Origin of the sequence: Loktanella agnita (genome assembly GCF_046640325.1) — a bacterium.
Lineage (GTDB): Bacteria > Pseudomonadota > Alphaproteobacteria > Rhodobacterales > Rhodobacteraceae > Yoonia > Yoonia agnita.
In genome coordinates, this window is the sequence record NZ_JBJMBF010000001.1 from 365,488 (window position 1) to 379,770 (window position 14,283).

A 14,283-nucleotide genomic window follows, 5' to 3' on the forward strand; every position below is an offset into this window, starting at 1 on the left:
GTTTTCGCGCAAGACAGAACCATGAGGCTTGCACGACCATTAGCTGCGCCTTCCGCACGAAAAGATGTGATAGGCACTGCACAGACCGTAATCCCGCTTTGTACCGCCGGTCACCCACGCGCAGAGCATTGGCACTGGCCTCGTCAGGTCTCTGCGCTAAAACAATAGTATGACCGACAATAACGAACTCGCCGAAACACGTACCGACTGGGCCGAGGATCGGACGATCCTTGCCAATGAACGCACTTTTGCGGGCTGGATGCGGACGGGCATGGCTTGTGTGGCGATTGCCATCGGGCTCAAGGCTGTCTTCGGCGATTTTGACCCCACATGGGGGGCAAAGGCTGTGGCAACCATCTTTCTGGTCGCGGCAATCGGTATCTTCTGGTCTGCACGGCAACGGGCCTGCGCCACGCTTAGCCGATTGAACCAGCGCGATGCCGAGGCGCAGACCAGCAATAATTTCACTATCATGGTCATTACCCTGACCACCGCGACCATTGCCGTGGGCGGGATCCTCTGGTGGCTGTGATCGCGGTGGACCTTGCTCTGGCCGGGCCTTAGGTTAACCGCAACACGAATCCGACAAGGCCACCATGACCGATCACCCCCGTTACCAAGTCCTCGCCCGGAAATACCGGCCTGAAACCTTTGCCGATCTGGTCGGGCAGCATGCGATGGTGCGCACGCTGAAAAACGCCTTTGCCGCCGATCGGATCGCGCAGGCCTTCATGATGACCGGCATCCGGGGGACCGGTAAAACCACTACGGCGCGGATCATCGCCAAGGGGATGAACTGCATCGGGCCTGACGGCAATGGCGGCCCAACAACCGAACCCTGCGGCGTCTGCGAACATTGCAAGGCGATCATGGAAGGTCGCCATGTGGATGTGATGGAAATGGACGCCGCCTCAAACACCGGCGTCGCCAATATCCGCGAAATTATTGATTCTGTGCATTACCGAGCCGCCTCTGCCCGCTACAAAGTCTATATCATCGACGAGGTGCACATGCTGTCCACCGGGGCGTTCAACGCCCTGCTGAAGACGCTGGAAGAACCGCCCGCCCACGTCAAATTCATCTTTGCCACCACCGAAATCCGCAAGGTTCCGGTGACCGTGCTGTCACGGTGCCAACGCTTTGATCTGCGCCGGATCGAACCTGAGGCGCAGATTGGATTGCTTCGCAAAATCGCTAATGCCGAAGGCGCAGACATCACGGATGAGGCGCTGGCGCTGATCACCCGCGCCGCCGAAGGGTCCGCACGCGATGCGCAATCCCTGCTTGATCAGGCCATCAGCCATGGGGCCGGCGAAACCACCGCCGATCAGGTCCGGGCCATGCTGGGCTTGGCCGACCGGGGGCGTGTGCTTGACCTCTTCGATATGATTTTGCGGGGGCAGGCCGCCGCTGCACTGACCGAGCTTTCCGCACAATACGCCGACGGGGCTGATCCGATGGCTGTCCTGCGCGATCTGGCCGAAGTCTGCCATTGGGTCAGCGTCGTGAAAATCACGCCCGAGGCTGCCGAGGACCCCACGATCAGCCCCGATGAACGCACGCGCGGGCAGTCGATGGCGACTGAACTGCCCATGCGGGTGCTGTCACGCATGTGGCAGATGCTGCTGAAAGCACTGGAAGAGGTCGCTCAAGCCCCAAACGCAATGATGGCCGCCGAAATGGCGGTGATCCGGCTGACCCATGTGGCCGACCTGCCCAGCCCGGACGAACTGGTGCGCAAGCTACAAGACTCCACACCACCGCCCACCGCACCCGCCGCCCCGCGCAACGGCGCGCCCGGCGGCGGTGTCAGCGCCATCTCCAACACGCCAACGCCCACCCATTCCAGCCCCGGCGGACCGGTCGCATCCGGGGCACAAACAGCGCAAGCGCTCGCGCCCGGTGCGCTCCAGCATTACGCCCGGTTCGAAGATGTCGTCGAACTGATCCGCGCGCACCGCGATGTGAAACTGCTGGTCGAGGTGGAAACAGGGCTGCGGCTGGTCAGCTACCAACCCGGCCGGATTGAGGTAAACCCGACCGATGACGCCGCACCCGATCTTGTCGGGCGGCTTGGGGCACGGTTACAGGGCTGGACCGGCAATCGCTGGGCGATCAGCGTGGCCGCCGGCGGCGAACCCACCATCGCCGAGGTGCGCGATGCCAAGGAAAACGCGATCCGATCCGAAGCCGAACAGCACCCGCTGGTACAAGCGGTGATCGCCGCCTTCCCAAAAGCACGCATCACCGACATCCGGACAGAGGCCGACAAGGCGCAAGACGCGCTCGAAGACGCCCTGCCCGAGGTCGACGAGGAATGGGATCCTTTCGACGAAGACTGACAGCCGACTTGCGGCATATCGGTCAAAGCCCTATCTCTGGGCCAACTTCACATGGGAGAAGCAGACATGCTCAAAGGGTTAGGCGGTCTTGGCGATATGGCCAAGATGATGAAACAAGCACAAGAAGTGCAGGGCAAAATGGCCCAAATGCAGGAAGAGCTGGAAACCATCATGGTCACCGGCGAAAGCGGTGCCGGGCTGGTCAAGGCGACGGCAACAGCCAAGGGCGAACTCAAAGGGCTGGATATCGACCCGTCGATCTTTAACGGTGATGACAAGGAAGTGGTCGAAGACCTGATCCTTGCCGCGATCAAAGACGCGCAGGCAAAAGCCACCGAACGCGCACAGTCCGAGATGGCCAAGCTGACCGAAGGTCTGGGCCTGCCGCCGGGCATGAACCTGCCCTTCTGAACGTCCCAGTGAAAGCACGACGTGACCAACGGCACCGATGATCTCGACAACCTGATTGCACTAATGGCAAAACTGCCCGGGCTGGGGCCGCGCTCTGCCCGCAGGGCCGTGCTGCATCTGATCAAAAAGCGCAGCCTCGTGCTGATCCCGTTGGCCGAAGCGCTGCACAGAGTCGGGTCAACCGTGCGCGAATGCCTCAACTGCGGCAATATTTGCACCAGTGACATCTGCGATATCTGCGTCTCCGAAAAACGGGCAACCGGACAGATTGCCGTGGTCGAAGACGTGGCCGATCTCTGGGCGATGGAACGCAGCGGCGTGTTCAAGGGGCGGTATCATGTACTGGGCGGGACGCTTTCAGCGCTTGACGCTGTCGGCCCCGACGAATTGCGCATCCCCAAGCTGATCGACCGGATCACCAATGAACAGGTGACCGAAGTGATCCTCGCGCTGGGGGCCACCATCGACGGGCAAACCACGGCGCATTACATCGCGGACCAGCTCCCCGGCGTGACCGTCACGTCACTGGCGCAAGGCGTGCCTGTCGGCGGCGAGCTTGATTATCTGGATGACGGCACAATTACCGCCGCCCTGAACGCGCGCAAGGCGCTCTAAAGCGTTTCGGTTTTAACCTGAGACATCACAGATCACCAATTGCGTTTGAGCCGCAGGCGAAAGGCAGCGATTGGTGATTCAGGTATAAATCGAAATGCTCTAAATCGACAAACCAACCACGGCACAAACAAAAACCCCGGCGCAAGGGCCGGGGTTGATATCACGGATGATCTGAGACCGGATCAGGTCTCGTCACTGTCATCATCACTGCCAGCATCAGGCAGGTTAAAGAAGCTATCCGCATCGCTCATGTCGCGATTATCCTCGTCTTCATCCTCTTCCTCGCCACGCGGATCAGACAGGCTGAAGGTTTCCAGCCCTTCGATGGCAGTCGGCATTTTCGGCTCTGGGGCCATGCCAAGGCTCTGCTCGGTGCTGACCAGCTTGCGGCGCTCGTCGTCGGACATCACCGTGCCCTCCTTGGCGCGTTTGGCATTTGCCTTTTGCACCGCTGCGTCCAGTTCAGACTGTTTACACAGGCCAAGGGCGACCGGATCAATCGGGTCGATGTTATTGATATTCCAGTGGGTCCGCTCGCGGATCGCCTGAATGGTCGGCTTTGTCGTACCGACAAGCTTGGACACCTGCGCGTCAGACAGTTCCGGGTGGAACTTCACCAGCCACAGGATAGAGGCTGGACGATCCTGACGTTTGGACAGCGGCGTATAGCGGGGACCACGGCGCTTTTCTTCACCAGCCGAAGCGGGGTTATACAGCAGTTTCAGCTTGTGCTGCGGGTTCTTCTCAGCCTTGTCAATCTCGTCCTGCGTCAGCTGTTTATTGGCAACCGGGTCAAAACCCTTGACCCCTGCGGCCACATCGCCATCGGCAATCCCCTGCACCTCAAGCTCGTGAAAACCGCAAAAATCAGCGATCTGCTTGAAGGTCAGCGTAGTGTTGTCGCACAGCCAGACGGCGGTCGCCTTGGCCATAATCGGTTTATCGGACATCTGGTCTCTCCTGAATTCTCACAAGTCTTTCCCGTGCCCTGGCAGGGGCTGACCGCTTTGGGCCGGGTTCGCATTGTCGGGGAACTTAAAGCCTATATAGTAGCGCAAACAGTAATTTGGAAGATCAAAATGTATCGGTATCTCGTGCTTTTGTTATGCGCCGCCCTGCCCGCCCGGGCCGAAGATGTAGCAGGTGATTTCGACTACTATGTGCTGTCGCTGTCATGGTCCGCCAATTGGTGCGCCCGCGAAGGCGACGCACGGCAGTCCCCACAATGCACCGAGGATAAAGAATTCGGCTGGATTTTACACGGGCTCTGGCCGCAGTATGAAAGGGGCTACCCGGAATATTGCATCAACACAGCCCGCCCGCCCAGCCGGTCACAGACAAGCGCAATGGCTGATATCATGGGCACATCCGGGCTGGCTTGGCATCAATGGCGCAAACACGGGGTCTGCACCGGGCTGACACCAGATGATTATTACGCACTCTCGCGCGAGGCTTTCGCGCGCGTGACGCGACCACAGGTTTTCCGGGATCTGACCCGTAAAATCACCCTGCCCGCCGCCGTGATCGAAGAGGCATTTGTCGCTGATAACCAAGGGTTACAGCCCGATCAGGTTACAATCACCTGCCAGCAAAACTATATCCAAGAAGCGCGGATCTGCCTGACCCGCGACCTTGAATTCCGCACCTGCGGGGTTGATGTGATCAGGGACTGCGCGCTGACAGACGCCCAGTTCGATCCGATGCGCTAAAGCACCAGTCATCTAACGCTATAGATAGATACAGTCAGCCAGCGGCGACCGGCTCTTGTTCTGCCGGAATACGCGTCCCATCTTTCATGATGATCTCACCGCGCATATCCTGACAGCGCGGCGTCCCGTCGCGGTTCAGGCGCGGCGACATATAGCCTTCCAGCCCATCATCAATATACCAATGCTGACAGCCATCCGGATCCACCCAGATATTGGCGGCCCCGTCACGCAAAGGCCCGCCATCAAGCCCGCCATCAGTAGTGCGTTCCTTGGACAGCGAGGATTCGCAAGCCGTCACGCCGAACGCGACAACGACCAAACCAATCCGCGCCATCATTGGTGCAAAATTCATATCTCGGATATCCATCTTTAACTTTCTCAATCACAGTCATGCCTAGCAGCATTTAGCACAGCATAGATTGAGAAACCGTACAGGTCCATGTGCCAGAAAGGTCAGTCACACGACAAATCGCAACCGGTCGCTATCAGCGCTAAATACACGACCGCAAAAACGCCTGTCATTCCGTTCACGCCAACACCGCGCGCGTCAGCGGGCTATCGGCATCGGCCAGCCCTGCGATCACGTTGAAATGGTGCTGATCCGGAACGACTTTCAAATCACACGCCCATGCCGCTGACAGGGCGCGGGCCTGCGCCAAAAAAGCAGGCCGCTCATCTGCGCCAACCCAGACTGTCACCGGCAGTTTCGGCGCAGGCAGGTGGACCGGACTTTCCGTCTGTGCCTCTGCATCATCAATCTTCAAATCGACATTCATCGACGTCTGCACCAACGGGGCAAGATCGGCCACAGGCGAAATCGGCACAACACGCGCCAGCCGCGCCTGCCACTGCGCGCCAAAGCGCGGGGCGGTCATGCGGGCCACCAGTTGCCCACCGGCGGAATGTCCGGTCAGCCGGATCGGACCCGGCACGCGCTGCGCCACCACACCAATCGCCGCCGCGATCTGATCACCGATTCGACTGATCCGCACATCCGGGCACAGATCATAAGACGGGATCGCCACCGCCCAGCCCCGTGCCAAGGGACCTGCGGCCAAATGCGACCAATAGGATTTGTCAAAACGCAGCCAGTATCCGCCATGCACAAAGACAACAACGCCCCGTGCCAGACGCGGCGGATGAAACAGATCAAACCGTTCGCGCGGGCCTTCACCATAAGGCAAATCACATTCGCAAAGCGACGTGCCACGAAATTCCGCAGCCAGCCGCGCCCAAGTGTCGGGATAATCGGCCGCGCCCGAAATATAGGCGCCATTGGCATAGTCGTCGTCTAAGTTCATTGTCCCCCCTTTACGAAAGACTAGCTGATAGCTCAGATAGCACCAGAAAAAAACGGGAGGCGACAATGCGCGACGAAACCACAAATCTCAAATCCATGCTCCAGCGCCCCGACCTCCTGTGCGACGCGGCCTTTCTGGGCGGCGCATGGGAACAGGCCGACAGCGGCAAGACCTTCGACGTGACCAATCCCGCCCATGGCGACGTGATCGCCACACTCCCCGATCTGAGCCGGGCCGAGGTCGCGCGCGCTATCAACGCTGCGCAAAAAGCGCAAAAGCCCTGGGCCGCCAAAACAGGCAAGGAACGGGCGCAAATCCTGCGCAAATGGTACGATCTGATGATGGCACATCAGGAAGACCTCGCCATCATCATGACCGCCGAACAAGGTAAACCACTGGCCGAGTCGCGCGGCGAAATTGCCTATGGTGCCTCTTACGTGGAATGGTTCGGGGAAGAGGCCAAGCGCATCTATGGCGAAACGATTCCCGGCCACCAAGCGGACAAGCGCCTTTCCGTCATCAAGCAGCCCATCGGTGTGGCCGCCGGGATCACACCGTGGAATTTCCCCAACGCTATGATCGCCCGCAAAGTCGCCCCGGCGCTGGCCGTCGGCTGCGCCTTTGTCGTGCGCCCGTCCGAACTAACACCGCTTTCCGCGCTCGCCATGGCGAAACTGGCGGAAGAGGCAGGCGTGCCAGCAGGGCTCTTTTCTGTCATCACTTCGACAGCCGCATCAGATGTGGGCAAGGAATTCTGCGAAAATCCCACCGTGCGCAAACTGACCTTCACCGGCTCCACTCAGGTCGGGCGCATCCTGCTGAAACAGGCCGCCGATCAGGTCATGAAATGCAGCATGGAACTGGGCGGCAACGCACCTTTCATCGTCTTTGACGATGCCGATCTGGACGCTGCGGTCGACGGGGCTATCACCTGTAAATTCCGCAACAACGGGCAAACCTGCGTCTGCGCCAACCGGATTTACGTGCAGGCCGGGGTCTATGACGCCTTTGCGGAAAAACTGAAAGTCGCGGTCGAAAAACTGACCGTCGGCGATGGGCTTAACGAAGGCACAACTCTCGGCCCGCTGATCGCACCCGCCGCCGTGGACAAGGTACAGGACCATCTGAATGACGCGCTGCAAAAGGGCGGTCAAATCCTGACCGGGGGAAAACCCCACGCGCTGGGCGGGCAGTTCTTTGAACCCACCGTCGTGACCCACGCCACCCAAGACATGAAGGTCAGCACCGAAGAAACCTTTGGTCCCTTCGCGCCGCTTTTCAAATTCGCAGACGAAGACGACGTGATCGCCAAGGCCAATGACACGATCTTTGGTCTGGCCAGCTATATCTACGCCAAGGATATCAGCCGGGTAACCAAAGTCGCAGAGGCGCTGGAATACGGGATCGTCGGCGTGAACACCGGGATCATCTCAACCGAGGTCGCGCCCTTTGGCGGGGTCAAGCAATCCGGCCTTGGCCGCGAAGGCTCTTCCCACGGGGTCGAGGATTATCTGGAACTGAAATACATCTGCATGAGCATCTGATATGCAAATCCGAAGTGCGACCCCCGCCGACGTCCCGCAAATGAGCGCGTTCCTCATGCGGCCCACCGAACTGGGAAAACGCACCCGCCCCAGCGGCGAAACCTTCGTGCTGGACTATTACATCAACGGGCCGGACAAGATCAGATGCACACTGGCCGAGGAGGATGGCGTGGTTCTTGGCTTCCAATCCATTGCCCGGGCGCCCGAAGGGAACGAATTCGGAGTCACCCCCGGCTGGGGGATTATCGGCACCCACGTGAACCCCGACGCGGCACGGCGCGGGGTGGGCCGAGCGCTGTTTCCGATCTCGCTGAAGGCGGCGCAGGATGCCGGGCTGACGGATATCGACGCCAGCATCGGGGCCGATAACCCCGAAGGGCTGGCCTATTACGAAGCGATGGGGTTCCGCACTTACCGCACACCTGCGGGCAAAATCTGCAAACGCTATCAGCTCTATAGCGTTTGACGAAATACCTGAAACATCACGTATCACTTAACGCGTTGAAATCTTTAATTTCAGGCAGCGTTAAGTGATACAGGTTTTTCGCATAACGCTTTAACCGAACGGCGGGGCCGTGGCAGGCTCCTGCATAACATCAGCAGCCTGCCACATGCATCACAAGGGTCCGCTATGCGGCCACATTCACCACAATCTTGCCGACGGCATGACCATCCGCAAGCTTGTCATAAGCCGCTGCCACATCCGCCATCGCAAATTCACTGTCGATCACCGGCTTCAACGTTCCATCCTCCAGCAACCCGGCCAAGGTGGTCAGCTGGGTCCCATTCGGCTCCATAAAGAACCAGTCGAATTTCACACCATAGTCCTTGGCCTGATCCTTTTCATCCTGCCCTTTGATCGACACCAGATGGCCACCCTTCTTCAAAATCTTGAAGGATTTCTCCAGCGTCTCACCGCCCAACATGTCAAAGACCATATCGTAGTCTGATAGGAGCTGTGCAAAATCCTGACTATGATAATCAATAACCTCATCCGCTCCCAAAGACCGCACCAGCTCAGCATTGCGCGGGCTGACAGTCGTGGCCACATAGGCCCCCAAATGTTTGGCGATCTGAATGGCCAAGGTGCCAACACCACCGGACCCGGCATGGATCAGTACCTTTTGACCGGGCTGCACCCCAGCCTTATCTACCAGCGCCTGCCATGCGGTCAGCCCCGCCAGCGGGATCGATGCGGTTTCTGCATGGGTTAGGTTTGCAGGATTCAGCGCCAATTCAGCAGCCTTTACACGGGCCACCTCGGCCAGCGCACCGGCATCCTCTTGGTTCGGGCGGGCAAAAACCCGATCACCGACCTTAAAGCCCGTCACATCCTTGCCCACGGCACGCACCACACCGCTGACATCATAAGCCATCACATGGGGAAATTGCAGCGGGATCATCTCTTTCAGATGCCCAGCGCGCAGAATATTGTCGATTGGGTTCAGGCTGGCGGCATGCACGTCAACCAACACTGAATCATCAGCAAGCGCCGGGGCGTCCACCTCCGATATCTCGACAGGTGCTTCGTAATCCTTGATCACAGCGGCTTTCATGGGGGTCTCCTTTAAACACATTATCCAAAGCCAGTGGCATCGCACCACCGGCGGTCTGGACAGCAGGTAGGGTCGAATACCCGCGCTGACACCCTCACACGGTACCATAATCGCAACCTTGTGATGCGCCCGGATCGTGCCCATGTTTTTGGCCAATATCCGGATGGCTGCGGGCCGCGCATCAAAACACCACATCACATGCTAAAAAAATCATCCCAGTGGCCAAGGATTGACGAACGGCCCCCGTCTCACCAAACGTGATGCGCATGATGACAAGCGACGAAGACCTGGCAGAGGCGGCAGCCGGTGGCGACGGGGCGGCCTTTGCCAGCCTGCTCGACCGGCACTATGACCGGCTCTTTGCCTTTTGCTTTCGGCTGACCGGGGCGCGGGCAGAAGCAGAGGATCTGACCCAGGATATCTGCGCTGCCCTGCCCGCCAAGCTGGGCAGTTATCAACGCCGGGCCAAGGTAACGACATGGCTCTACCGCGTCGCCGTGAATGCCGCCCATGACAGGCGACGCAAACGCGCCACATATACCCGTGCCACCGAAGGCTGGGGGGATTGGGAAAGCAACCGCACCGCCGCCGCCCGTGACACAAACGAACAAATTGATTGGCTGACCGCCGCCATGAACCAGTTGAACCCCGATCTGCGCGACACGCTCGCGCTTGTGCTTGACGATATGACCCACGCGCAAACGGCAGAGGTGTTGGGCGTCTCCGAAGGCACGATCAGCTGGCGCATATCCGAAGCAAAGAAAGCCTTGCGGGCGCTCAAGGAAAAGGAGGCCGCAGAATGACAGACGATCTCGACGACCTCAAAGCGATGATGACCAGCGCAACACCCCGGCCCGATGCGGCACGGCGGGTAGAAAATCTGGCTCTGGCACAGAAAAATTTCAACGATCTCCAAGGATCGCGCGAACCGACGCGTCCCACTCCTGCAAACGGGCCAAACGGCCTCTGGACAGGAGTATGGACAATGCTGAAGAAACTGACCCCCAAGGCGGCCCTGACAACGACCACAGCCGTGATCGCCGTGGGCTTTCTGGCAATGACACCGCAGATGCAGGATTTGCTGCGCCCGCCATCGCACGATGATCTGCAAAAGATCAGCGGCAGCCCGGTGCCGACGCGCGAGGCAGAAGACGATTTCTCGACCCTGCTGCGCAACCCCCATGTGCCCGCACAGGATGCAACGCCGCCCGCTCCGCAAATCAAGACAGGTGAGCCCGCCGCCGCACCGGAAATCGTCACCCGGCCCGAAACCCGGAGCATGGTCGCCCCCGAGCCGGTAGCGCCGGTGGAAAAGGAGCAATTGTCCGATAATCTCGCGCCGAGCCTTAGCGAAGAGAGTTCGGCCCCCACCGACGCGCTACGCAACGCCCAACCGGTTCCGCCCCTGCCGCCTGCCTCCCCCACACCGACTGCCCCTGCCGCACGCGAGGGGACGGTGATGCACGTCGCACCAAGCACACCCGACGCCTCTGCACAGTCTGGCGACTCCGAGGCCGCCCAAATCGCGCCCGACCAGCAGAGCAACGATCAGAGCTTTCGCTTGGACGCTGACAACAACGTCGAAATGAGCGAAAGCCTCTCCATTGGGCGGACCGCAAATTCAAATTCTGAAGCGGGTTGGGTTTCGTCGCAGGACGACATGGAAGACGCCCAAAGCCTCTCGCTAGACGGACTTGGGGCACCTTTGGACTTGTCCAATGGCGACTTATTCTCTGGAGACAGACGTTTTAACGCTGAATCCAATTGGTTAAGCGCTGGCGACATAGAAGCTGACGGTTTCTCGCAGCAGGCCCCGAGCGTCCGGCGCGCAGAGATCGCGGGTGATAGGGAAGAGGTACTCCGCGGAGAGCCGACTGTTTCCGCCGTTGAACAGCCGCTGCGCGCAGTGGCGCCGGAAGCGAACCCCGCCCCGACACCCAATACCGAAGCCTACCCCATCTCCGTGCCCAGAGATCTGAAAATCACGGCAGAGGAACCCGTCTCCACCTTCTCCATCGACGTGGATACGACCTCTTACGGGGTTGTCCGGTCCTCATTGACGCGCGGCCAACTGCCGCCGCGCCATGCCATCCGGATCGAGGAAATGATCAATTATTTCCCCTATGACTACCCCGCCCCAAACGCGGGCGAGGCACCGTTCCGGCCCACCATCAGCACGTTCCAGACGCCCTGGAACCCCGACACGCAGCTGGTCAATATCGCCCTGCAAGGTCAGATGCCTGCGGTAGAGGATCGCCCGCCGCTCAACCTGACCTTCCTGATCGACACGTCCGGCTCGATGAACCAGCCTGAGAAACTGCCGCTGCTGATCCAGAGTTTCCGGCTGATGCTGGGGGAACTGCGCCCGCAGGATCAGGTCGCCATCGTCACCTATGCGGGCAGCGCCGGGCTCGCGCTGGCACCCACACCGGCGGGCGAACGCGACACAATGCTGAACGCGCTCAATAACCTGCGTGCCGGTGGCGGCACCAATGGGCAGGGCGGGCTGCAACAGGCCTATGCCGTGGCCGCGGACATGGCCGAGGAGGGCGAGGTCAGCCGGATCATCCTCGCCACCGATGGTGATTTCAACATCGGGATCAGCAACCCCGACGCGCTCAAGGATTTCATCGGGGACCAGCGGGACAGCGGCACCTACCTCAGCGTGCTCGGCTTCGGACGGGGTAATCTGGACGATGCGACCATGCAGGCACTGGCGCAAAACGGAAACGGCACGGCGGCCTATATCGACACGCTTTCCGAGGCGCAGAAAGTGCTGGTCGACCAGCTCTCCGGCGCGCTCTTCCCCATCGCGGGGGATGTGAAAGTACAGGTCGAATTCAACCCGGCGCAAGTGGCCGAATACCGGCTGATCGGCTATGAAACGCAGGCCCTGAACCGGGAAGATTTCAACAATGACAAGGTCGACGCGGGTGAGCTGGGGGCCGGGCATGCGGTCACTGCACTTTACGAAATCACGCCGGTGGGCAGCCCCGCGCAACTGACCGACCCGCTGCGCTACCAGCCCAGCACGGTCGCCGAGAGCAGCCCTGAAATCGGCTATGTCAAGCTGCGCTACAAAGCACCGGGCGAAAGCAGCAGCCAGCTGATCGAAACATCCATCAGCCGGGACGACGTACCGGGCACAGAGGCAAATTTCGCCGCCGCCATCGCAGGCTTCGGGCAGCTTTTACGGAACGACAGCGATCTGGGCGACTGGGGCTATGACAGCGCCATCGCGCTGGCCAACGACAACCGAGGCGAAGACCCATTCGGCTACCGAAGCGAAGCCGTACAACTGATGCGACTGGCGCAAAACCTGTCACGGTAACGACAAAGCACAACGCAGTCCCGGGCAAACCCCGGGACCTCCGGCGACAAAAACGGCCCAAATGTATGTACCGGCTGCTGTTCGCAAATGACTTCTGGCATGTTTTCGGAAGTCGCTCATATGTATCTGGCCTGTTGATCGACACGCGGGTCGTGGCCTTGTTGGGGTTACACACGCGCCGTGATCTCATTAGCAGACAGGTCGAGTATGACCTGACCTGCTCCCCTTTGAGTCCGCTAATTAAGGTTAGCTCTGTTCAGGTTTTGGTTTTTCTTTGACCGATTAGCATATTCCGTTGGTGTCAGGCCAGCGAGGCTTGTGTGGGGTCTGTGGTTGTTGAAGTCGGCGCGCCAGGCGGCGATCAGATCGCGGGTGTGACGCATATTGTCGAACAGATGTTCATTCAGGCATTCATCTCTCATCCGGCCATTGAAGCTTTCGACGAAGCCATTCTGCATCGGTTTGCCCGGCGCGATGTAGTGCCAATCGACTTTTCGGCCTTCTTGCCACTTCAGGATCGCATTCGAAGTCAGTTCAGTCCCATTGTCGCTGACCACCATATGTGGATCCATGCACCTCAGCGATCCGGTCCAGCTCGCGGCCCACACGAGCGCCTGAGAGCGATGTATCAACTACAGCAGCAAGACATTCGCGGCTGAAGTCATCAATCACGTTGAGAATGCGGAACCTGCGGCCACACGACAGGCTGTCAGATACGAAGTCCAATGACCACCGTTGGTTTGGTCCCTGCGGGCTTGCCCCTTTCGGCAGATTGCGTTGCAATCGCCTGTCGGGCAGTGATCGGTGTTCGGGTACCCACTGTACGCTTGCGACCGCCACGTTTACGGACTGTTAACCCTTCTTCGCGGTAGATCCGATACAGCTTCTTCCAATTGACCTGCCGGCCCTCCCGTTTGAGCAGGATGTGCAACCGACGATAACCAAACCGCCGTCGCTCTGACGATAGTTCTTTCAGCCGCCCACGCAACTCGCTGTCTTCATGACGTTTCGGCGCACGCCGATAAACACGTGGATCGATCCCGGCTAAAGCACAGGCCCGCTTCTGATTATATCGTTTCTCTGTCATGGCCCAGTTCACAACATAGGGTTGCGGTCATGCGTCCATTGTCCTCGGACCAATGGCGGACAGCCGCCGTGCAGGGTGCGGTCTGGGGCTAGCACCAATATTCGAGAAACCGCTCCGCGACTCTCGACAACAGTTTTTAGCAGACCGGATTTACCAACACCGCTAGGCCCCGAAATCTCAACCACGCCGTCCTGCGTCTCTGCCGCCTGTGCTCTGCTACCCAACCTTCTGCCACTGAGGGCCAGAGTTTTTCGTCGTTTTGCTCTGCTACCCAACCTTCTGCCACTGAGGGCCAGAGTTTTTCGTCGTTTTGCTCTGCTACCCAACCTTCTGCCACTGAGGGCCAGAGTTTTTCGTCGTTTTGCTCTGCTACCCAACCTTCTGCCA

General features: G+C 59.4%; 13 protein-coding genes and 1 pseudogene. 9 read left to right on the plus strand and 5 right to left on the minus strand.

The annotated features are described in order from the left end of the window. Positions 1-169: 169 nt before the first annotated feature. The 4 genes from ACJ5NV_RS01960 to recR all read left to right on the plus strand — a co-directional run bounded on the left by ACJ5NV_RS01960 (position 170) and on the right by recR (position 3,368). Entirely contained in the window at positions 170-532 is a 363-nt protein-coding gene (locus tag ACJ5NV_RS01960) for a YidH family protein (RefSeq protein WP_411641921.1), read from the plus strand. A 64-nt stretch (positions 533-596) separates the two neighbouring features. After that, complete coding sequence (locus tag ACJ5NV_RS01965) at positions 597-2,342, plus strand: DNA polymerase III subunit gamma/tau (protein WP_411641923.1); 1,746 nt, start codon at positions 597-599, stop codon at positions 2,340-2,342. Positions 2,343-2,408: 66 nt separating this feature from the next. Then, complete coding sequence (locus ACJ5NV_RS01970) at positions 2,409-2,753, plus strand: YbaB/EbfC family nucleoid-associated protein (protein WP_411641947.1); 345 nt, start codon at positions 2,409-2,411, stop codon at positions 2,751-2,753. Positions 2,754-2,774: 21 nt separating this feature from the next. Continuing rightward, positions 2,775-3,368, plus strand: a complete 594-nt coding sequence (gene recR / locus ACJ5NV_RS01975; protein WP_411641925.1) for a recombination mediator RecR — start codon at positions 2,775-2,777, stop codon at positions 3,366-3,368. 182 nt (positions 3,369-3,550) lie between these two features. Here recR and ACJ5NV_RS01980 read toward each other — a convergent pair whose 3' ends face one another. Continuing rightward, positions 3,551-4,318: a DUF1013 domain-containing protein gene (locus ACJ5NV_RS01980; protein ID WP_411641926.1), complete on the minus strand. Its 768-nt coding sequence runs from the start codon at positions 4,316-4,318 to the stop codon at positions 3,551-3,553. A 129-nt stretch (positions 4,319-4,447) separates the two neighbouring features. On the opposite strand from ACJ5NV_RS01980, the gene ACJ5NV_RS01985 reads away from it, so the two are divergent. Then, entirely contained in the window at positions 4,448-5,077 is a 630-nt protein-coding gene (locus tag ACJ5NV_RS01985) for a ribonuclease T2 family protein (protein ID WP_411641928.1), read from the plus strand. A gap of 34 nt (positions 5,078-5,111) precedes the next feature. Here ACJ5NV_RS01985 and ACJ5NV_RS01990 read toward each other — a convergent pair whose 3' ends face one another. Together ACJ5NV_RS01990 and ACJ5NV_RS01995 are read right to left on the minus strand one after the other, a co-directional pair. Then, on the minus strand, positions 5,112-5,429 hold the full coding sequence (locus ACJ5NV_RS01990; protein ID WP_411641929.1) for a hypothetical protein: 318 nt from the start codon (positions 5,427-5,429) through the stop codon (positions 5,112-5,114). A gap of 175 nt (positions 5,430-5,604) precedes the next feature. Beyond that, positions 5,605-6,378, minus strand: coding sequence for an alpha/beta hydrolase (locus ACJ5NV_RS01995; RefSeq protein WP_411641930.1), 774 nt, complete (start codon positions 6,376-6,378; stop codon positions 5,605-5,607). 65 nt (positions 6,379-6,443) lie between these two features. Between ACJ5NV_RS01995 and ACJ5NV_RS02000 the strand changes: the two genes are divergently transcribed. Both ACJ5NV_RS02000 and ACJ5NV_RS02005 read left to right on the plus strand, forming a co-directional pair. Continuing rightward, positions 6,444-7,922, plus strand: a complete 1,479-nt coding sequence (locus ACJ5NV_RS02000; protein ID WP_411641931.1) for an NAD-dependent succinate-semialdehyde dehydrogenase — start codon at positions 6,444-6,446, stop codon at positions 7,920-7,922. Between the two features lies 1 nt (position 7,923). Beyond that, the gene (locus ACJ5NV_RS02005; RefSeq protein WP_411641932.1) at positions 7,924-8,388 is read left to right on the plus strand and encodes a GNAT family N-acetyltransferase; all 465 of its coding nucleotides are present in this window, start codon (positions 7,924-7,926) and stop codon (positions 8,386-8,388) included. 163 nt (positions 8,389-8,551) lie between these two features. On the opposite strand, the gene ACJ5NV_RS02010 is transcribed toward ACJ5NV_RS02005, so the two are convergent. Continuing rightward, the gene (locus tag ACJ5NV_RS02010) at positions 8,552-9,478 is read right to left on the minus strand and encodes an NADP-dependent oxidoreductase (protein ID WP_411641933.1); all 927 of its coding nucleotides are present in this window, start codon (positions 9,476-9,478) and stop codon (positions 8,552-8,554) included. Between the two features lie 266 nt (positions 9,479-9,744). On the opposite strand from ACJ5NV_RS02010, the gene ACJ5NV_RS02015 reads away from it, so the two are divergent. Then, positions 9,745-10,281: an RNA polymerase sigma factor gene (locus ACJ5NV_RS02015; protein WP_411641934.1), complete on the plus strand. Its 537-nt coding sequence runs from the start codon at positions 9,745-9,747 to the stop codon at positions 10,279-10,281. After that, the gene (locus tag ACJ5NV_RS02020) at positions 10,278-12,809 is read left to right on the plus strand and encodes a vWA domain-containing protein (protein ID WP_411641935.1); all 2,532 of its coding nucleotides are present in this window, start codon (positions 10,278-10,280) and stop codon (positions 12,807-12,809) included. Before ACJ5NV_RS02015 ends, ACJ5NV_RS02020 begins: the two co-directional genes overlap by 4 nt. Before the next feature lie 236 nt (positions 12,810-13,045). On the opposite strand, the pseudogene ACJ5NV_RS02025 reads toward ACJ5NV_RS02020, so the two are convergent. Next, positions 13,046-13,908, minus strand: a pseudogene (locus ACJ5NV_RS02025) (IS3 family transposase); the annotation flags it as partial. Positions 13,909-14,283: the final 375 nt, after the last annotated feature.